Here is a 19,733-nt window from a genome sequence, read left to right on the forward strand (position 1 = left end):
TTGATTCTAGCAGCAGAGCGAGCAGGTGCGAGCCGTGGCCTCGGTCACCATGGCGCCGGTCAGCACGGTAGGGGAGCCGGGCTCAGCTGCGGTGCCGCCGGACCGCGGCCAGCACCTCGGTGAACCGGTCCCGGTCCAGGGCTGCCCCTTCGCGGCGCACGGTGGCGACCGGTAGCCACAGCACCCGGTCCACCCGGGCTTCGGAGTCGCGGCGCTGGGCGTCCCAGCCGCCGCTGCCCACGTCCACCCAGTACCGGCCCCACCGGGCTTCTTGGGCGGCGTCCTTGTCGTGGTCCTTGGAGGTGAGCTGCAGGCCGAGCAGCCCACCCTCGTGCTCGGCGATGATCAGCACCGGGCGGTCCTTGCCGCGGCTCGGGTCGTCCTCATAAGGGACCCACGCCCAGACCACCTCACCCGGATCGGGAGCACCGTCCGCAGCCGGCGCGTACTCCGGCGGTGGTAGCGGGCCGAGGTACGCATGTGCCTGCTGCGGCGCCGCCGACCGGGAACGTGGTCGACGAGCAGCGACACGCCCGGCCTCACGTCGGGAGGCACGGACCGCATCCCGAGCGACCAGACGGGCTGCGCGGGCAAGACTGCTCACCAGGCTCATGGCGAACCAGGGTAGTGACCCGCACGGGACCCGGTGGTGGACCGGCCCCGGTGTGCCGCGGTCAGCGGCTCAGCAGCAGCGCCTCCCCCTGACCACCACCGCCGCACAACCCCACCGCACCCCGCTGCCCCGGTTGTAGCGCATGCGCGAGGTGCACCACCAGCCGCGCACCGGAGGCACCGATCGGGTGGCCGAGCGCGATCGCACCGCCGTCCGGGTTCACCCGGTCGGCGGCCACACCGAGCTCGGCGACCGAGGCGAGCACCACGGCGGCGAACGCCTCGTTGATCTCTACGTGCGCCAGGTCCGCGGCGGACCAGCCGGCCCGCCCGAGCGCCTGGTCGATCGCCGCCGCCGGTTGGTGGTGCAGGCTGTTGTCCGGACCGGCCACCTGACCGCAGGCCCCGACCGTGGCCAGGATCGGCGCCCCGGCTGCGTCGGCCCGCTCGCGGGTGGTGAGGACCACGGCAGCCGCTCCGTCAGTGAGCTGGGACGCACTGCCGGCGGTGATCGCGCCGTCGGGGGTGAACGCGGGCCGCAGCCGGGACAGGGCCGCCACAGTGGTCTCCGGCCGAATCCCCTCGTCCGTGGCGACCTCGACCTCGTCCTTGCGCCGGCGCACCCGCACCGGTGCCATCTCCGCGGCGAACCGGCCCGCCGCAGTGGCCGCTGCCGCTCGCTGGTGCGACCGCGCTGCCCACGCGTCCTGGGCCGAGCGGGACAGGTCCACACCGGGTGGGCCGCCCCCGCGCTCGGTGAGCTCGCCCATGCTGATGCCGTCGGTCGCATCGGTGAGCCCGTCGTGGGCGAGGTGGTCCACAGCGGTGCGGTCCCCGTAGGCCCAGCCGCCGCGCACACCGGGCAGCAGGTGCGGCGCCTGGGTCATCGACTCCATCCCGCCGGCCACCACCACCTGCGCCTCCCCGGAGCGCAGCAGCCGGGTGCCGTCCACGATCGCGGCCAGACCGGACAGGCACACCTTGTTCACCGCCGCGGCGTGCGCCCGGCGTCCGACTCCGCCCTGGAGAGCCGCCTGCCGCGCGGGGTTCTGCCCGGTACCGGCCTGCAGCACCTGCCCCAGGTACACCGCATCCACCTCCTCGCCGTCCAGTCCGGACTGGGCGAGCGCTGCGGCGATCGCGTGCGCACCCAGGGCGGTGGCGGGCAGCGTGGCCAGGGCGCCGTTCAGGCGGGCGAACGGGGTACGTGCCGCGCCGATGACGACGACGTCTGCGGAGGTGGTCATGTCAGCTCCTTCGCTGTGGCGCACCGCGGGCGCAGTGGTGCCGCGTCTGGCGGTGCGCTCCTCGGGTCGTTCGGTACTGCCATTCTGACGCGAAACGGCCCGGCTGTGTACGAACTGCTGCGCTCCGATTGTCCAGATAGCAAGATGGTGGGGTGCGGGTCGTCGTCGCCGACGGCGCGCAGGAGGGAGTGGTGATGAGCACGACGTTGAGCGCCGGGATCGACAAGGTGGTCCTGGACCCGGCCGAGGCGGTGGCTGACATCGGGCACGGTGCCTCGATCGCCGTCGGTGGGTTCGGTCTGTGCGGCAACCCGATGATCCTCATCGAGGCGCTGCTGGCCCAGGGTGCGAGCCGGCTGTCGGTGGTGAGCAACAACTGCGGGGTGGACGACTGGGGGCTCGGCGTGCTGCTGCGCGCCCAGCGGCTGGCGAAGATGACCTCCTCCTACGTGGGGGAGAACAAGGAGTTCGAGCGGCAGTTCCTCACCGGTGAGCTGGAGGTCGAGCTCACCCCGCAGGGCACGCTGGCGGAGAAGCTGCGCGCCGGCGGGTCCGGGATCGCCGGCTTCTACACCCGCGCCGGGGTGGGCACCCAGATGGCCGAGGGCGGCCTGCCCCGCCGCTACCACGCCGACGGCACGGTGGCCACAGCCTCCCCGGTGAAGGAGACGCGGCTCTTCGACGGGGTGGAGCACGTGCTCGAAGAGGCGATCAGCACAGACTTCGCGCTGGTGCACGCCGCGACCGGCGACCGGGCCGGGAACCTGGTGTTCAACGCCACTGCCCGCAACTTCAACCCGCTCGCCGCGATGGCCGGGCGCACCTGCATCGCCCAGGTGGAGCAGCTGGTCGAGCTCGGCGAGATCGATCCCAACGAGATCCACCTCCCGGGCGTGTTCGTGCACCGGGTGGTCCCGGTCGGGGCCGACATCGAGAAGCGGATCGAACGGCGCACCGTTCGGCAGGAGGACTGAGCGATGGCACTGACCCGTGAGCAGATGGCCGCACGGGCGGCAGAAGAGCTGGCCGACGGCGCCTACGTCAACCTGGGTATCGGGCTGCCCACACTGGTGCCGAACTACGTGCCCGAGGGCCGCACCGTGGTGCTCCAGTCCGAGAACGGCATCCTCGGCGTGGGCCCCTACCCGCGGGAGGAGGAGGTGCACCCGGACCTGATCAACGCCGGCAAGGAGACCGTGACGGTGCTCCCCGGGTCGGCGTTCTTCGACTCGGCCACCAGCTTCGCGATGATCCGGGGCGGGAAGATCGACGCGGCCATCCTCGGCGGTATGCAGGTCTCCGCCCGCGGCGACCTGGCGAACTGGATGATCCCGGGCAAGATGGTCAAGGGCCCCGGCGGCGGGATGGACCTGGTGCAGGGAGCCAGACGGGTGATCGTGCTGATGACGCACACCGCCAAGGACGGCTCGGCGAAGATCACCCACGAGTGCAGCCTGCCGCTCACCGGACGCGGTGTGGTGGACCGGATCATCACCGACCTGGCGGTCATCGACGTCACCGAGCAGGGCCTGGTGCTCCGTGAGCTCGCCCCCGGGGTGAGCGAGGAGGAGGTGCGTTCGGCCACCGAACCGGAGCTGCTGACGCCCTGAGCGGGGTCAGCCGGTGAGCAGCACCAGCGCCAGGATGATCGCCAGCAGCCCGGCCAACGGAACTGCCACCAGCGTTCCCAGCAGGGCGAGCACGGTCACCCGCAGGTCCGGTTTCAGGTAGGGGGCTGCCACCGGACCACCAGCGGCCACCAGCAGAGCGCGCTGGGCCTGCTCGGTGCGGGTGAGGGCGTAACCGAGCACCCCGAGCCGCCCCGAGCCGAGCCAGCGGGTCATCCTTGCCCTGGCGCCGGTCCCGGTGCCAGGGGGCACCCGGCCCTCGGTGATCGCCTCCAGCACCACGTGCACGTCCTGGCCACCCGGTGCGGTGCCCATCTGCTCCGAGACCCGGTCGGCCAGCTCGTCGGGAGCGACCAGGTCGGTGGAGAGCACAGCGGGAGCCGAGGTCTCCACGGCGCGCAACCACCGCCGTCGCCGGATTGCGAACAGCACGACCGGCAGGGCGAGCAGCACGGCCAGACCCAGCACCACCCAGTGCCCGGCCGTGGCCGGGTCGGCCGTGGTGAGGTTGACCACGGCGAGCAGCAGGGCCAGGCCGGCTGCCGCCGTCGCGAGCAGGAGGATGGCAGCGCTGGGCAGCCGGAACAGGCGGCTGAGCCCGCGGGCGAGCTGTCCGATCGACTCCGGTAACGAGCTCATAGATCGATCATGCCTGATCAACCTGGCCGTCACCGCCCCCTCCTCTGTGCGCGAACGCTCCGGTTCGCGGCCATAGTCGGGCGTGTCGCCGCGGAGGAGAGCGTCCGGCACCGGCCAGCCGGCCGGCGCGTACCCATCGAACGATGGATGCCGGTGCCAGCGGGAGCCTGGGACTATGGGGGCGTGACCAGCACACTGACCACCGGCGCGCTCACGCCCCGCCGCCTCTACCGCATCCTCGCCGTCGCCGAGACCGTCACCTGGACGATGCTCATCCTGGGGATGGTCGGCAAGTACGTCCTCGAGCTCGGCGACTGGCCGGTGCGGGTGGGCGGTATGACGCACGGCATCGTGTTCGTCGCCTACGCCTTCACCGCGGGCCTGGTCGGGGTGAACCAGCGCTGGACCCCGGTGCAGGTGGTCGGCGCGGTAGCCACCGCCGTGGTCCCCTATGCCACCATCCCGTTCGACCACAGCCTGGAGCGGCGCGGCATGCTCGACGGCCCCTGGCGCCGGGAGAAGACCGACGACCCCCGGGATGGCACCTGGGTCAACCGGCTGCTGCGGGCCTTCCTGGCCCACCCGGTGCTGCTCGCTGTCGGCATGGTCGTGGCCGTGGCCGTGGTGGTCAGTGTGCTGCTGGCGCTCGGCCCGCCCACCGAGTGGGGGTCCTGACCCTCAGCCCGGCGCGGGCACGCCAGGCGGGGCAGCACCCGCCAGGCATGGGACCATAGAGGGCAGACCTGTCCCCGCCCACCGACCCCCGAGGTAGTCAAGCCCGTGCCCATCGTGACGCCGGCCGCCAGTGCCACCATCGCACCGAGTGCCACCGCGCCCGAGCAGCTGCGCAACTTCTGCATCATCGCCCACATCGACCACGGCAAGTCCACCCTGGCCGACCGGATGCTGCAGCTGACCGGTGTGGTCGAGGAGCGGGTGATGCGCGCGCAGTACCTGGACCGGATGGACATCGAGCGCGAGCGGGGCATCACCATCAAGTCCCAGGCGGTGCGGATGCCGTGGCAGGTCGCCGACGAGGCGTACGCGCTGAACATGATCGACACCCCCGGGCACGTGGACTTCTCCTACGAGGTGTCCCGCTCCCTGGCCGCCTGCGAAGGGGCGCTGCTGCTCGTCGATGCCGCCCAGGGCATCGAGGCGCAGACCCTGGCCAACCTGTACCTGGCGCTGGAGAACGACCTGGCGATCATCCCGGTGCTGAACAAGATCGACCTGCCTGCCGCGCAGCCGGAGCGGTTCGCCGAGGAGCTCGCCTCGCTGATCGGCGGCGACCCGGAGGACTGCCTGCGCGTCTCCGGCAAGACCGGCGAGGGCGTGCCGGAGCTGCTGGACCGGATCGTGCAGGAGATCCCGGCCCCCACCGGCAGTGCGGACGGCCCACCGCGGGCGCTGATCTTCGACTCCGTCTACGACGTCTACCGTGGCGTGGTCACCTTCGTGCGGATGGTCGACGGTCGCCTCAAGCAGGGCGACCGGCTGCAGATGATGAGCACCGGTGAGGTGCACGAGCTGCAGGAGATCGGTGTCTCCAGCCCGGAGCCGCACGCAGTGCCCGGTTTGGCCGTGGGCGAGGTCGGCTACCTGATCACCGGGGCGAAGAACGTGCGCCAGTCCCGGGTGGGGGACACCGTCACCTCCGCCGGCACCCCGGCACCGGAGGCCCTCGGCGGCTACCAGGACCCGCAGCCGATGGTGTTCTCCGGGCTGTACCCGATCGACGGGTCGGACTACCCGGTGCTGCGCGACGCGCTGGACAAGCTCAAGCTCAACGATGCTGCCCTCACCTACGAGCCGGAGACCTCGGTGGCGCTCGGGTTCGGCTTCCGGGTCGGCTACCTGGGGCTGCTGCACGTGGAGATCGTCCGAGAGCGCCTGGAGCGGGAGTTCAACCTGGACCTGATCTCCACGGCGCCGAACGTCGTCTACGACGTGACCATGGAGGACGGCACCGAGCACGAGGTGACGAACCCGAGCGAGTTCCCGCCCGGGAAGATCGCCTCGGTGCGGGAACCGATGGTCCGAGCCACCATCCTCACGCCAGCTGAGTTCGTCGGGGCGGTGATGGAGCTGTGCCAGTCCCGCCGCGGGTCCATGCAGGGGATGGACTACCTGTCCGAGTCCCGGGTGGAGCTGCGGTACGAGCTGCCGCTGGCGGAGATCATCTTCGACTTCTTCGACCAGCTGAAGTCCCGCACCCGCGGGTATGCCTCCCTGGACTACGAGCTGATCGGCGAGCAGGAGTCGCAGCTGGTGAAGGTGGACATCCTGCTGCAGGGCGAGCAGGTGGACGCGTTCTCCGCGATCGTGCACAAGGAGAAGGCCTACTCCTACGGCGTGATGATGACCGGCAAGCTCAAGGAGCTCATCCCACGGCAGCAGTTCGAGGTGCCGATCCAGGCGGCCGTCGGCTCGCGGATCATCGCCCGGGAGACGGTGCGGGCGATCCGCAAGGACGTGCTCGCCAAGTGCTACGGCGGCGACATCTCCCGCAAGCGCAAGCTGCTGGAGAAGCAGAAGGAGGGGAAGAAGCGGATGAAGTCCATCGGCCGGGTGGACGTGCCGCAGGAGGCGTTCATCGCCGCGCTCTCCTCCGATGCCCCCACCGGCAAGGAAGCGAAGAAGTGAGCCGGGCTCCCGCGGGGAGCCGTTGCTCCCGATGACGACGGCGCAGCCCGGCCGGGCGCCGGAGGCTCACCTGGGCGCCGGGGTCGCCCAGGGCGCTGCCGACCGCGAGCTGAGCGTGTACCTGCACGTGCCGTTCTGCTCGGTGCGGTGCGGGTACTGCGACTTCAACACCTACACCGCCGCCGAGCTGGGGGAGGGTGCCAGCCGCTCCGACTACGCCGGCAGCGCGATCGGCGAGATCGCCCTGGCCGAGGAAGCGATGCGGGCGGCCGGGCTGCCGCAGCGGGTGGTGAGCACCGTGTTCGTCGGCGGCGGCACGCCCACCCTGCTGCCCCCGCGTGACCTGGCCGCGATGCTCGGTGCAGTGGCCGACACCTGGGGGCTGGCGCCCGACGTGGAGGTCACCACCGAGGCGAACCCGGACTCGGTCACGGCGGCAGACCTGCACGAGCTGGCTGCAGCCGGGTTCACCCGGGTGTCCTTCGGGATGCAGTCGGCTGTGCCGCACGTGCTGGCCACGCTGGACCGCACCCATGATGTGGACCGGGTGCCGCAGGTGGTCGACTGGGCACGGCAGGCCGGGCTGCAGGTCTCCCTGGACCTGATCTACGGGACTCCCGGGGAGTCCCTGGCGGACTGGCAGACCAGCCTGCGCTCCGCCGTCGAGATGGAACCGGACCACGTGTCCGCCTACGCACTGGTGGTCGAACCGGGCACGAAGATGGGCGCCCAGGTGCGCCGCGGGGAGCTACCCATGCCCGCAGACGACGACGAGGCGGACAAGTACGAGCTCGCCGCCGACCTGCTCGCCCGGGCCGGGTACGACTGGTACGAGATCTCCAACTTCGCCCGCGCCCCGGAGTACCGGTGCCGGCACAACATCGCCTACTGGCGCTCGCAGGACTGGTGGGGGATCGGTCCGGGGGCGCACAGCCACGTCGGCGGGCAGCGGTGGTGGAACGTCAAGCACCCCCGGCCCTACGCGGCGCTGCTGACCGGTGGGCGGCTGCCGGTGGCCGGGGTGGAGGAGCTCACCGCCGAGCAGCGCGCGGACGAGGAGGTCCTGCTGGCGGTGCGGCTGGCCGAGGGGCTGCAGGTCGCCCCGGAGAAGCGGGAGAGGTTGTCGGAGCTGGTGGCCGGCGGTCTGTTGGAGCCGGGGGCTGCCGAGCGCGGTGTGGCGTTGCTCACCTTGCGGGGCCGGTTGCTGGCGGACACAGTAGTCCGCGCACTGGTCGACTGACCCACCCCACCTCTGCCGAACGCTCGATTTCGCGGCTTCTGAACCGATTCATGTCGCGAACCAGAGCGCTCGCGAACCGGGGGTGGGTGGTGTGGGTCGTGGCACCCAAGGGTGCGGCAGCGCTACGGTATCGGCTGTGTCGCGCGGTTCGCGACCCATCGACTCGAACAGAAAGTGGAGCCGAATGAGCCAGCAGCCACCGGAGAACGGGCCCAACGGTCCGAACGGTCAGCAGCCACAGGACCCAGGGGCACCGCCGCCCCCGCCGCCACCTGGTCAGGGGCCCGGTCAGGCACCGCCGCCCCCGCCACCCCCGCCACCCGGTCAGACACCACCGCCGTACGGCGCTGCGCCGCAGCCGCACAGCGCCTACCCGGACCCGCAGCAGGGCGGTTTCCAGACACCCCCGCCGCCAGGACCGGACGGCTACGGCCAGTACGGTCAGCCCGGCCCCGGCTACGGTGGTCCGCCGCACGCGCCACAGTACGGGGCCAACCCGTACCAGCAGGCCTACCCGCAGCAGTTCTCCGTCGGCGCTGCGGCCAGCTACGGCTGGAACGCAGTCACGAAGAACCTCGGCCCCTGGATCCTGGCGATGCTCATCGTGGGCGTGCTGTCGGCGCTGGTGAACTGGCTGCTCAACCCGGCCTTCACCTACACCCTGGATGCCGGAGACTTCTCCCGGGCCGGTGCCGGCGGGTTCGGCGTGCCGGAGCCGTCGTTCGGTGGCGTCGTGCTCGGCATCATCGCCTGGACGCTGACCACCCTGTTCGGCCTGATCATCTACCAGGGCGCGGTGCACCAGGTGAACGGCCGCAAGCCGGGACTCGGTGACTTCTTCCAGCTGAACAACCCGGCCCAGGCGCTGATCGCGGCGCTGATCGTCGGCCTGGTGTCCGGCATCCTGCAGCAGATCCCGATCATCGGTGGGCTCCTCTCCCTAGCGGTCTCGCTGCTGGCCATGTTCGCGATCCCGATCGCCTTGGACGGCAACGTCTCCGGGATCGACGCGATCAAGCACAGCATCACCCTGGTGACGCAGAACTTCGGCAGCGCGTTCCTGCTCGCGCTGGCCTGCTTCGGCATCACCGTGCTCGGGTTCATCGCCTGCCTCGTGGGCGCGCTCGTGGCCTATCCGGTGGCCGTGGTAGCAGCCACGTACGGGGCGAAGTCGCTGTCGAACCAGCCGGTCGCACCGATCGTCTGACCGCGCTGCGGCTGACGCGAGCGGCCGGGTCCCCGCAGAAGGGGGCCCGGCCGCTAGCGTAAGGGGCCATGAGCACGAACCCCCCGTACGGCGAACGTCCCGCCGGACAGCCAGAGACCCCGCCACCACCTGCAGGGCCACCGAGCACCGGAGGCGTTCCGGGCGGGCCGCCGCCGGGCCCGCCACCCGGAGGGCCGCCGCAGGGGCAGCCTGGCGGTTTCGGCCCGACCAGCGGCGGCTACAGCGGTCCGCCGCAGGGTCCTGCCGCCAGCTACCACCCGCCCGGTGGGTATGACGGCCCACCGCCGCAGACGGGACCCGGCGGATACGCCCCGCTCCCGCCCACACCGCAAGCGACCGACGGGTTCGTCTGGGGATGGAACGCGTTCAAGGCGAACGCCGGCACGCTCATCCTCGGCCAGCTCGCCTGGCTGGTGATCGTGCTGGTCATCGTCGGACTATGGTTCGGGCTGCTGTCCGGCTCCGGGATCCTCGCGAGCACCAGCGGCTCTCAGGTGGCGGCCGGCGCATTCCTGGGCGTCGGGATCCTCGGCGTCATCCTCCTGGTGGTGGTAGTGGTGCTGGTGGGCATCTTCGCCTCCGCCGGGATGAGCAACGCCACGCTCAAGCTGGTGCGCGGCGAGTCGATCAGCGTGGGCGACTTCTTCCGCTTCCCGAACGTCGGCACGATCGTGCTCGTCGCCATCGTGCTGTCAGTGGTTTCAGCGCTGCTCAGCTTCACCTTCATCCTGCCGGTGGCGCTGATGTTCTTCGCGGCCTACACGGTGCTGTTCGCTCTCGACCGGGGCGAGCACCTCGTGGACGCGATCACCTCCAGCGTGAAGATGGCCCTGGCCAACCCGGGGCAGACCATCCTGCTGCTGTTGCTGGCCTACCTGGCGAACCTGGTCGGTGGCCTGCTGTGCGGCATCGGCACCCTGGTCTCACTGCCGCTGACGGCACTGGCCAGCGCGTGGCTGTACCGCAGCCAGCTGGCGCTCACACCGCCTCGGCAGTGACGAAGTCCACCAGCTCCTCCACCCGGCCGAGCAGGCTCGGCTCCAGGTCCCGGAAGTCCCGTACCTGACCCAAGATCCGCTTCCACCCGCGCGCGACGTCCGCCTGGTCGGAGGCCGGCCAGCCCAGCGCCCGCAGCGTGCCCACCTTGATATCGGTACCCCGGGGGACGTGCGGCCACTCCTGCAGACCTACCCGGGCCGGCTTGACCGCTTGCCAGACGTCCACGTACGGGTGCCCAACCACCAGGACATGCTCCGCCCCGAACTGCTGGGTCGCTGCCCGGGCGATCCGGGACTCCTTGCTCCCGGGCACCAGGTGGTCGGCCAGCACACCGACCCGGCGACCCGGTCCGGGGGAGAACTCCGCCAGCCGGTCGGCAAGGTTGTCGATCCCCTCGAGGAGCTCCACCACCACGCCCTCGATGCGCAGGTCGTCTCCCCAGACCTTCTCCACCAGCTCGGCGTCGTGGCGACCCTCCACCCAGATCCGCGACCCGCGGGCCACCCGTGCGCGCGCACCCGCCACAGCCACCGAGCCCGAGGCGGTCCGCTGGGGTGCTGCCGCGGCAGGAGCCGGGCGGTGCGGCACCAGCCGGACTGGTTTCCCGTCCACCCAGAACCCAGCCCCGAGCGGGAAGGACCGCGTCCGCCCCTTGCGGTCCTCGAGCACCACCACGTGCACACCGCCGCTCTTCTCCACCCGGACGATGGCGCCCACCCAGCCGGTCTGCACGTCCTCGACGACCAGTCCAGGCTCAGCGGGCTGGTCCCGGGTCTGCGGGCGGCGGCGGGAATGCGGATCGTCGGCCAGGACGTTACTGCCATAGCGGTCGAAGGTCACCGGTCAAGGTTAGGCGGACCGCCGGCGGAACCACCGCAGGCACGCCCAGCCCGGGTGCCCTGATGGTTGCGCGAGGGTGCACCTGTGGTCGTGATCCGGGGTGATTGCAGCCATAACCGCACCCTCGGGATGATGTGTGGGTCGCAGTGAACTTGGCGCCCGCGCGTAGAGTTGGCACTCTAGAGGTGCGAGTGCTATCTGTTCGAGGGTCGAGGAGGTGAGGACCAGTGACGAGCGACCGGCGGCTGCAGGTGCTGGGCGCGATCGTGCAGGACTACGTCCGCAGCCGCGAACCCGTGGGCTCGCGCAACCTGGTGGACCGGCACAACCTCGGCGTCTCCCCGGCCACGATCCGCAACGACATGGCTGCGTTGGAGGACGAGGGCTACATCGCTCAGCCGCACACCTCGGCGGGCCGCATCCCCACGGACAAGGGCTACCGGATGTTCGTGGACCAGATCTCTGTGGTCAAACCGCTCTCCGGTCCGGAACGGCGCGCCATCACCGAGTTGCTCGGCGGCGCTGTGGACCTGGACGAGCTGCTCGAGCGCACCGTGCGGCTGCTGGCGCACCTCACCCAGCAGGTGGCGGTGGTGCAGTACCCCTCCCTGCGCCGTTCTGCACTGCAGCACGTCGAGCTCGTACCCACCGCTCCGCACCGCCTCATGGTGGTCATCATCACCAGCAACGGCCGGGTCGCCCAGCGCATCGTGGAGTCCACCCAGGACCTGGACGAGGTGCTGCTGGCCGAGCTGCGCGCCCGCATCAACGCCGAGGTCGCCGGCCTGGGTGCCGTCAAGGCCCGCCAGCGCCTGGAGCTGGTCGCAGCAGCGTTCGACCCACAGGACCGGCCGCTGATCACAGCGATCGTGCAGACCATCGACGAGACCTTGTCGGAGGACGTCGAGGAGCGGATCGTGATGGCCGGCACCGCGAACCTGGCCCGTTCCGACCTGGACTTCCCTCGCACGATCGGTCCGGTGCTCGAGGCCCTCGAGGAGCAGATGGTGCTGCTGCGCCTGCTCACCGAGATGGTCGACGACGCCCCGGACCGGCCGTTGGCGGTGCGCATCGGCCGGGAGACCCACCACGAGAACCTCGCGGAGACGGCTGTGATCGCGAGCGGTTACGGTGGGGAGGGCCCAGAGGCCGTCGGCCAGCTCGGCGTGCTCGGTCCCACCCGGATGGACTACCCCACCACGATGGCGTCCGTCCGCGCGGTCGCCCGCTACCTGTCCCGATTCATGAGCGGATGACTCGGCCCACAGCCCACCCTCGGACCCTAGCGACCTGAGAACCTACAGAAAGCAACCTGTGAGCGATTACTACGCCATCCTGGGTGTCTCCCACGACGCCAGCACGGATGAGATCAAGCGCGCGTACCGCAAGCTCGCCCGTCAGCACCACCCGGACGTCGCCGGACCGGAGAGCGCGGAGAAGTTCAAGGACATCGCCGCCGCGCACGACGTGCTGTCCAACCCGGAGAAGCGGCGCGCCTACGACATGGGCGGGATGCCCGGCATGGCCGGTGGCGGCGCCGGCAGCGGGTTCGGGTTCTCCGACATCTTCGAGTCCTTCTTCGCCGCGGCGGCCGGTGGCGGCGCGCAACGCGGGCCGGTGCCACGGTCCCGCCGTGGCCAGGACGCCTTGCTGCGCATCGACCTGGAGCTGGCCGACGCCGCCTTCGGGGTGGCCAAGGACGTCGAGGTCGACACGGCGGTGATGTGCACCACCTGCCAGGGCACCTGCTGCCAGCCCGGCACCAGCCCGGTGACCTGTGAGGTGTGCCACGGTCGCGGCTCGGTGCAGCGGATGGCCCGCTCGTTCCTCGGCCAGGTGATGACCACCACGGCATGTGCTGCCTGCTCCGGCTTCGGCACCATCATCACCAGCCCGTGCACCGAGTGCGCCGGAGAGGGCCGGGTGCGCACCCGCCGCACCGTCCGGGTGAACGTGCCCGCCGGGGTGGACGACGGCACTCGGATCAAGCTCACCGGGCAGGGTGAGGTCGGTCCGGCCGGAGGCCCCCCGGGAGACCTGTACGTGGAGGTGCGGGAAAGGCGCCACCCGGTGTTCACCCGTCGCGGTGACGACCTGCACTGCACCACCGAGGTGCCGATGACCGCTGCTGCGCTGGGCACCGTGCTCGACCTGGAGACCCTGGACGGGGTTCAGCAGGTGGACCTGCGACCGGGCACACAGCCGGAGGAGGTGGTCACCCTGCGCGGTCTGGGCATCGGGCACCTGAACGGCGGTGGCCGCGGCGACCTGCACGTGCACGTGGCTGTATCGGTGCCGAGCAAGCTGGACGAGGAGCAGGAACGGCTGCTGCGCGAGCTGGCCACCCTGCGCGGGGAGGAGCGGCCTGAGGCTCGTCTGGCCCCCGCGCACCCGGGGATGTTCTCCCGGTTGCGGGACAAGCTGCAGGGCAAGTGAGCCTGCCGGTCTTCCTCACCGCCGCTGGTGACCTGGACGGCCTCGGACCAGGCGACAGCTACGCACTGACCGGACCGGAGGCCCGGCACGCGGTGGGTGCGATGCGTATCCGCCCGGGCGAGCAGGTCCAGGTGGTCGATGGGGCGGGCGTCCGCCTCACCGGTCAGGTCACCGCCGTCGACGGCGGAGCCCGCCTGGACCTGGACGTGCAGTCCGTCGAGCGCGAGCGGGCCCCCGGGTGCCGCCTGGTCCTGGTGCAGGCCCTGGCCAAGGGAGGCAGGGACGAGCTCGCGATCGAGGCGGGCACCGAGGTCGGCATGGACGCGGTGGTGCCGTGGCAGTCGGCCCGGTCGGTCTCTCGCTGGCGCGGCCCGAAGGCAGCCCGTGGGGTGGCCCGCTGGTGCCAGGTGGTGCAGGCGGCCACCAAGCAGTCCCGGCGTGCGTACCTGCCCGCTGTGGCCGACCTGGTGGACGGCGAGCACGTGCAGACCACGGTGCGCTCCGCCGTCGCCAGCGGGGGAGTGGTGCTGGTGGCGCACGAGAGCGCCACCACGCCGATCAGCCAGGTGCAGATCGCACCGGAGGCCCCCGAGGTGCTCGTGGTGGTCGGACCGGAGGGCGGCCTCACCGACGACGAGGTCCGCGGCCTGTCCGATGCCGGTGCCCAGGTGGTGCGGCTCGGCCCGCACGTGCTCCGCACCTCCACCGCCGGTCCGGTCGCCCTCACTCTGGTCGCCCACGCGCTGGGCCGAGAGTGAGGAAGCGGTCTGCCAACGTCGGCTGTGCTCGGTAGCATCGAGACACACCACACCACCGAACGAGGAGTCACCCCAGGGCCATCGGCCCAGCCCATGACCGAGTCCACCCCCTCCGGCGCCGACGACCAGCTGCCCGCTGGTCGGGTGCGTCACCAGATCACCGTCCCCGAGCACGTGCCCATGGTGGCCCTGCTCGGACAGCGCGACGAGGTGCTCGACGCCATCGAGGCAGGCTTCCCGCAGGTCGACGTGCACGTGCGCGGCAACCTGGTCATGATGACCGGCAACGCCGGCGACGTGGCGCTGGCCGAACGCCTCCTGGACGAGCTGACCCAGATCGCCTCCGCCGGGCAGCCGCTGACCGCCGACGCCGTCGAGCGCGCCATCGCCATCCTCACCGACGCCACCACCGACCGGCCGGCGCAGGTGCTGACGATGAACATCCTGTCCAACCGCGGCAAGACCATCCGGCCCAAGACCGTCGGGCAGAAGGACTACGTCGAGGCGATCGACGCCAACACGGTCGTCTTCGGCATCGGCCCGGCCGGCACCGGGAAGACCTACCTCGCGATGGCCAAGGCGGTGCAGGCCCTGCAGGCCAAGCAGGTGAACCGGATCGTGCTCACCCGCCCGGCCGTGGAAGCGGGAGAGCGGCTCGGTTTCCTGCCCGGCTCCCTGAACGACAAGATCGACCCGTACCTGCGTCCGCTGTACGACGCGCTGCACGACATGCTCGACCCGGAGTCGATCCCACGGTTGATGGCCGCCGGCACCATCGAGGTCGCGCCGCTGGCGTACATGCGGGGGCGGACTCTGAACGATGCGTTCATCATCCTTGACGAGGCGCAGAACACCTCTGCGGAGCAGATGAAGATGTTCCTCACCCGGCTCGGGTTCGGCTCCCGGATCGTGGTCACCGGGGACGTCACCCAGGTGGACCTGCCCGGTGGGGCCACCTCCGGTCTGAAGGTGGTCCAGGAGATCCTCACCGACATCGACGACGTCGCATTCTGCGAGCTGACCAGCGCCGACGTGGTGCGCCACCGGCTGGTTGCCGACATCATCGACGCCTACTCGCACTACGAGACCCGGCACCCGCAGGTGGGGCGGGGGCAGAGCACCCCTCGGGGCCGGTCGGAGTGGACCCGATGACCGCGCAGACACCGACGAACGCGAGGAGCCAGCGCCGATGAGCGTCGAGGTGACCAACGAGTCCGGCTACCGCCTGGACGAGGCTGAGTTCGCCGACCTGTCCCGGCACGTGCTGGATGCGATGGGTGTGCACCCCCTGGCCGAGCTGGAGATCCGGTTCGTGGACGCAGACGTCATGTCCGAGCTGCACGTGCAGTGGATGGACGAGGAAGGACCCACCGACGTGCTGTCCTTCCCGATGGACGAGCTGCGCCCCGGTACCGACGGCGAGCTGAGCGAGGAGGGCATCCTCGGATCGATCGTCGTCTGCCCACCGGTGGCCGCCGACCAGGCGCTGGCCGCCGGGCACTCCGCCGAGGAGGAGATGCTGCTGCTGACCACGCACGGCATCCTGCACCTGCTCGGTTACGACCATGCCGAACCGGAGGAGGAGAAGGAGATGTTCGACCTGCAGCGTCGGCTCCTGCTCACCTTCCTGGCCGCCCGCTGATCGCCATGCTGCTCGGAACTGCCGGTGATGCCCCGGCCCCGGTGGGTGGTATCGGGTTCATGATCGTGCTCGCCTGCGTGTGCGCCCTGCTCGCCGCCGTGCTCGCTGCCGCTGAGGAGGCCGCCAGCCGGGTCACCCGCGCCGCAGCCCAGGACTACGCCGCCGGCTCCGGCCGCGGCACGACGGTGGTGCGGATCGCCGAGGAACCCGCGCCGGCGGTGCGTTCGGCCACCTACGCCCGGGTGCTGCTCGAGCTGGTCGGAGCGGTGTGCCTGACCCTGGTGATCGCGGCCGCCTTCCCCCGTTGGTGGCAGGTGCTGCTGGTGGCCCTGGCCGCCCTGATCATCTTGGCCACTGTGGTGGTGGAGCTGCTGCCCCGCGCCCTGGGCCGCCGGTACTCGCTGCAGGTGCTGGCCCTGGTCGGCCCGGCAGTGCTGCTGGTGCAGCGCGGCCTGACCCCGATGATCGCCGCAGTGCGCCGGCTCGCGCATCGCCGGGGCCGCAGCCCCGCCGAGGAGCTGCAGGAGGAGACGGAGAACCTGCGCGACATGGTCGAGCGGGTGAGCGAGAGCGACCAGATCGACGAGGACGAGCGGGAGATGCTGCAGTCGGTGTTCGAGCTGGGCACCACCCGGGTGCGGGAGGTGATGGTGCCGCGCACCGACATGGTCACCATCCACGTCGGTGTCTCGGTGCGCAAGGCGCTGAACCTGTTCGTCCGGTCCGGGTACTCCCGGGTGCCGGTGGTCGGTGACTCGGTGGACGACCTGCGCGGGGTGCTCTACCTCAAGGATGCCCTGGCCCAGACCGTGCGCGGCGGACCAGAGGAGACCACAGTCGTCGAGGAGGTGATGCGTCCGCCGTTGTTCGTCCCGGAGACCAAGGTGGTCGACGACCTGCTGGAGGAGATGAGAGACGGGTCGGTGCACATCGCCATCGTGGTGGACGAGTACGGCGGAGTGGCCGGTCTGGTCACGGTGGAGGACATCCTCGAAGAGCTCGTCGGTGAGCTGGTGGACGAGCACGACACCGAGGAGGAAGAGGTCGCCGCAGCCGACGACGGTACGTTCGTCGTGCCTGCCCGGCTGGGCCTGGACGAGCTCGGCGAGCTCTTCGACATCGACATCGAGGACGACGAGGTCACCACCGCCGCTGGGCTGCTCACCAAGGCGCTCGGGCGGGTGCCGATCCAAGGCGCCCGCGCCTGCACGCACGGCATCTGCCTGGAGGCGATCGACTTCCAGGGCCGGCGCCGCCGCCTGCACGCGCTACGGGTCTGGCGGGCAGAGACCGAGACCGAGGCTGCTGCGGCAGCCAGCGCCCCCTCACCCGCGTCCATAGAGGCACCCGAAGGACAGACCCGGTGACCGAGAACCACGACCAGCAGCCCGCCACCGAACCAGACGAGGGCTTCCGCGCCGGTTTCGTGTGCGTCGTCGGCCGGCCGAATGCCGGCAAGTCGACCCTGACCAATGCGCTGGTCGGCCAGAAGGTGGCGATCACCTCCGGCCGGCCGCAGACCACCCGGCACGCCATCCGCGGCATCGTGCACCGTCCGGACGCCCAGCTGATCCTCGTGGACACCCCCGGGGTGCACCGGCCGCGCACCCTGCTCGGCCAGCGGCTCAACGACCTGGTGATCGACACGCTCACCGAGGTGGACGCGATCGCCCTGTGCCTCCCGGCGGACCAGACGATCGGCCCCGGCGACCGGTTCATCGCTGGCGCAGTGGCCCAGGCAGGCACCCCCGTGGTGGCCCTGGCCACCAAGGCGGACACAGTGTCCAAGGCGCGGCTCGCCGAGCACCTGGTCGCCATCGCTGAGCTGGGTGACTGGGCGGACATCGTGCCGGTCTCGGCCGTCTCCGGCTACCAGCTGGAGGAGCTGGTGGCTGTGCTCCGCTCGCACATGCCGCTCTCTCCACCGCTGTACCCGGACGGAGAGCTGACCGACGAGCCGGAGCACGTGATGGTCGCTGAGCTGGTCCGGGAGGCCGCCCTGGAAGGGGTGCGCGACGAGCTGCCACACTCCCTGGCCGTGGTCGTGGAGGAGATCGTCGAACGGGACCGGCCAGCCAAGGACGGGCGGCCGATGCTGGACGTGCGGGTGCACCTGTTCGTGGAACGGGACTCGCAGAAGGGCATCGTCATCGGCGCCAAGGGTGCCCGGCTGCGCGAGGTGGGCACCACCGCCCGGCGGGGGATCGAGGCCCTCCTGGGCGCCGCCGTCTACCTGGACCTGCACGTGAAGGTGGCCAAGGACTGGCAGCGTGACCCCAAGCACCTGCAACGACTGGGCTTCTGAGGCCGCTAGCCTGAACCGGTGAGATACCGGAAGCTCGCGATGGTCCTGGTCATCGTCATCGCCTTCGGTGTGATCGGGTCGCTGGCCGGGCCACGGTGGACGCCGCAGCCGATGGAACGGGCCATCGTGCCCGAGACACCGGACGTGACGATCGGTTCGGACGCCGTCACCGACCCGGTCGGCAGCTATGAGATCGCCAGCGAGACCTTCGACGTCGACCTGGACGGCGCCACGGTCGCCGCGACGCTCACCTACCCGGTGGGTGCGCCCGGAGAGCGCCCCGGGATGCTGTTCATGCACGGCGCCGGCACTGCGAGCAACGAGAACTTCCACGACCAGGCCACCGCCCTGGCCAGTGCCGGGGTGTACGTGCTGGTCCCGGCGAAGCGGATGGACACCTACACCACCACCAGCCGCAACTACCCAGCGATGGCCGAGGACTACCTGGTCTCCTGGCACGTGCTGCGCGACTGGCCCGGGGTGGACCCCACCCAGGTCGGGATCTACGGGGAGAGCGAAGGCGCCTGGATCGCCCCGATCGCTGCGGTGAAAGAACCCGGCGTGGCGTACTTGGTCCTGGTGTCTGCACCGATCGTGCCGCCCCGGGAACAGTTCGCCTTCGCCACCGACTCCTACCTGCGCAACGTGGGCGTGCCGGACGCGCTGCTGCGGGCCATCCCGCGCGGCCTCGGGGCGGACGTGCCCGGGGGCGGTTTCGACTACGTGGACTTCGACGCCACACCCTGGCAGCGCCAGCTCACCCAGCCGGTGCTGATGGTCTACGGCACCGACGACGCCTCCATGCCCACCATCCAGGGGCCGCTGACCCTGATCGAGGACATCTCCCACGCCGGCAACCACGCCTACACCGTGCGGTACTTCGCGGACGCGAACCACGGCATCCGGGTGGACGGCGAGCTGGCCCCCGGGTTCACCAGCGTGCTCGCCCGGTGGACCCAGGGCCTGCCGGCCACGGCGATCGCCGAACCACGGATCGCCGGAGCACAGCCGGAACAGACGATCCGGGCCGCACCGCTGGACCACCCGCGCTGGTACGCCAACGGGGACATGCTGGTGTTCACCCTGCTCGGGGCATTCGCCCTGGTGCTCCTCGGGCCGGTGGTGTGGGCGACCAGCCGGCTGCTGCGCCGACCAACTCGCGCGCTGCCGCCGCCACTGGCCCGGTTCAGTGCCGCGACCGTGATGAGTGCGGTCGCCGTGCTGGTGGTGTTCGTCGCCTATGTGGTCTACGTGGCCACCTTGGCGCTGAACTACCGCACCGACGACCTGGTGGTCGATGGCGGGTGGATCGTGCTGCACGCACTGGGGATCCTCGCCGTGGCGGTCGGGGTGCGCTCGGTGGCCGCCGGCTGGAACGCCTGGCGCACTCTCCGGCGGAGGGCGATGAGCGCAGGCTCAGCGGTGATCTGGGCCAGCGTCCACCTCGGGGCGGCGGCGATGCTGTTGATCGCTGCCTACTGGGGAGTGTTCCCCACCCTGTTCTAGGCCGGTC

The 19,733-nt window shown here is 70.9% G+C and carries 19 protein-coding genes; 15 read left to right on the forward strand and 4 right to left on the reverse strand.

Annotated elements, in window-relative coordinates:
* Positions 1-82: 82 nt before the first annotated feature.
* The gene (locus K338_RS25115; RefSeq protein ID WP_022918079.1) at positions 83-613 is read right to left on the reverse strand and encodes a type II toxin-antitoxin system PemK/MazF family toxin; all 531 of its coding nucleotides are present in this window, start codon (positions 611-613) and stop codon (positions 83-85) included.
* Positions 614-674: 61 nt separating this feature from the next.
* Positions 675-1,859: an acetyl-CoA C-acyltransferase gene (locus K338_RS0110230; RefSeq protein WP_022918080.1), complete on the reverse strand. Its 1,185-nt coding sequence runs from the start codon at positions 1,857-1,859 to the stop codon at positions 675-677.
* Between the two features lie 194 nt (positions 1,860-2,053).
* On the opposite strand from K338_RS0110230, the gene K338_RS0110235 reads away from it, so the two are divergent.
* Both K338_RS0110235 and K338_RS0110240 read left to right on the forward strand, forming a co-directional pair.
* A complete protein-coding gene (locus K338_RS0110235; protein ID WP_051154764.1) occupies positions 2,054-2,833 on the forward strand; it encodes a CoA transferase subunit A in 780 nt (259 codons plus the stop codon).
* A gap of 3 nt (positions 2,834-2,836) precedes the next feature.
* Positions 2,837-3,469, forward strand: coding sequence for a CoA transferase subunit B (locus K338_RS0110240; protein WP_022918082.1), 633 nt, complete (start codon positions 2,837-2,839; stop codon positions 3,467-3,469).
* A 6-nt stretch (positions 3,470-3,475) separates the two neighbouring features.
* Here K338_RS0110240 and K338_RS0110245 read toward each other — a convergent pair whose 3' ends face one another.
* Positions 3,476-4,126 carry a hypothetical protein gene (locus K338_RS0110245; protein ID WP_022918083.1) on the reverse strand — a complete coding sequence of 217 codons (651 nt, stop codon included), beginning with the start codon at positions 4,124-4,126 and terminating at the stop codon, positions 3,476-3,478.
* Positions 4,127-4,309: 183 nt separating this feature from the next.
* Here K338_RS0110245 and K338_RS0110250 point away from each other — a divergent pair, with 183 nt between their 5' ends.
* The 5 genes from K338_RS0110250 to K338_RS0110270 all read left to right on the forward strand — a co-directional run bounded on the left by K338_RS0110250 (position 4,310) and on the right by K338_RS0110270 (position 10,238).
* Positions 4,310-4,801 carry a DUF3817 domain-containing protein gene (locus tag K338_RS0110250; RefSeq protein ID WP_027286695.1) on the forward strand — a complete coding sequence of 164 codons (492 nt, stop codon included), beginning with the start codon at positions 4,310-4,312 and terminating at the stop codon, positions 4,799-4,801.
* Positions 4,802-4,906: 105 nt separating this feature from the next.
* Positions 4,907-6,772 carry a translation elongation factor 4 gene (gene lepA, locus K338_RS0110255; RefSeq protein WP_022918085.1) on the forward strand — a complete coding sequence of 622 codons (1,866 nt, stop codon included), beginning with the start codon at positions 4,907-4,909 and terminating at the stop codon, positions 6,770-6,772.
* Positions 6,773-6,803: 31 nt separating this feature from the next.
* Positions 6,804-8,012, forward strand: coding sequence for a radical SAM family heme chaperone HemW (hemW, locus tag K338_RS0110260; RefSeq protein ID WP_022918086.1), 1,209 nt, complete (start codon positions 6,804-6,806; stop codon positions 8,010-8,012).
* 184 nt (positions 8,013-8,196) lie between these two features.
* Positions 8,197-9,219, forward strand: coding sequence for a DUF2189 domain-containing protein (locus K338_RS0110265; RefSeq protein WP_022918087.1), 1,023 nt, complete (start codon positions 8,197-8,199; stop codon positions 9,217-9,219).
* A gap of 68 nt (positions 9,220-9,287) precedes the next feature.
* Positions 9,288-10,238: a hypothetical protein gene (locus tag K338_RS0110270; RefSeq protein ID WP_022918088.1), complete on the forward strand. Its 951-nt coding sequence runs from the start codon at positions 9,288-9,290 to the stop codon at positions 10,236-10,238.
* Here K338_RS0110270 and K338_RS0110275 read toward each other — a convergent pair.
* Positions 10,219-11,079: a DUF3097 domain-containing protein gene (locus tag K338_RS0110275; protein ID WP_022918089.1), complete on the reverse strand. Its 861-nt coding sequence runs from the start codon at positions 11,077-11,079 to the stop codon at positions 10,219-10,221. The two genes, K338_RS0110270 and K338_RS0110275, sit on opposite strands and share 20 nt — an antisense overlap.
* Before the next feature lie 227 nt (positions 11,080-11,306).
* Between K338_RS0110275 and hrcA the strand changes: the two genes are divergently transcribed.
* From hrcA to K338_RS0110315, 8 genes are all read left to right on the forward strand, one after another.
* Positions 11,307-12,335 carry a heat-inducible transcriptional repressor HrcA gene (gene hrcA / locus K338_RS0110280; RefSeq protein WP_022918090.1) on the forward strand — a complete coding sequence of 343 codons (1,029 nt, stop codon included), beginning with the start codon at positions 11,307-11,309 and terminating at the stop codon, positions 12,333-12,335.
* A 58-nt stretch (positions 12,336-12,393) separates the two neighbouring features.
* Positions 12,394-13,515 (forward strand): molecular chaperone DnaJ, encoded by a 1,122-nt coding sequence (dnaJ, locus tag K338_RS0110285; protein WP_022918091.1) that lies wholly within the window; start codon positions 12,394-12,396, stop codon positions 13,513-13,515.
* A complete protein-coding gene (locus K338_RS0110290) occupies positions 13,512-14,273 on the forward strand; it encodes a 16S rRNA (uracil(1498)-N(3))-methyltransferase (protein ID WP_022918092.1) in 762 nt (253 codons plus the stop codon). The genes dnaJ and K338_RS0110290 overlap by 4 nt, the downstream gene beginning before the upstream one ends.
* A gap of 93 nt (positions 14,274-14,366) precedes the next feature.
* On the forward strand, positions 14,367-15,425 hold the full coding sequence (locus K338_RS21850; RefSeq protein ID WP_022918093.1) for a PhoH family protein: 1,059 nt from the start codon (positions 14,367-14,369) through the stop codon (positions 15,423-15,425).
* 37 nt (positions 15,426-15,462) lie between these two features.
* The gene (ybeY, locus tag K338_RS0110300) at positions 15,463-15,915 is read left to right on the forward strand and encodes an rRNA maturation RNase YbeY (RefSeq protein ID WP_022918094.1); all 453 of its coding nucleotides are present in this window, start codon (positions 15,463-15,465) and stop codon (positions 15,913-15,915) included.
* Positions 15,916-15,920: 5 nt separating this feature from the next.
* A complete protein-coding gene (locus K338_RS21855) occupies positions 15,921-17,282 on the forward strand; it encodes a hemolysin family protein (protein ID WP_022918095.1) in 1,362 nt (453 codons plus the stop codon).
* The gene (era, locus tag K338_RS0110310; RefSeq protein WP_022918096.1) at positions 17,279-18,220 is read left to right on the forward strand and encodes a GTPase Era; all 942 of its coding nucleotides are present in this window, start codon (positions 17,279-17,281) and stop codon (positions 18,218-18,220) included. Before K338_RS21855 ends, era begins: the two co-directional genes overlap by 4 nt.
* A gap of 18 nt (positions 18,221-18,238) precedes the next feature.
* Complete coding sequence (locus K338_RS0110315) at positions 18,239-19,726, forward strand: alpha/beta hydrolase family protein (protein WP_022918097.1); 1,488 nt, start codon at positions 18,239-18,241, stop codon at positions 19,724-19,726.
* The last annotated feature ends 7 nt before the right edge of the window (positions 19,727-19,733 follow it).

This window comes from Ruania albidiflava DSM 18029 (genome assembly GCF_000421225.1).
Classification (GTDB): Bacteria; Actinomycetota; Actinomycetes; order Actinomycetales; family Beutenbergiaceae; genus Ruania; species Ruania albidiflava.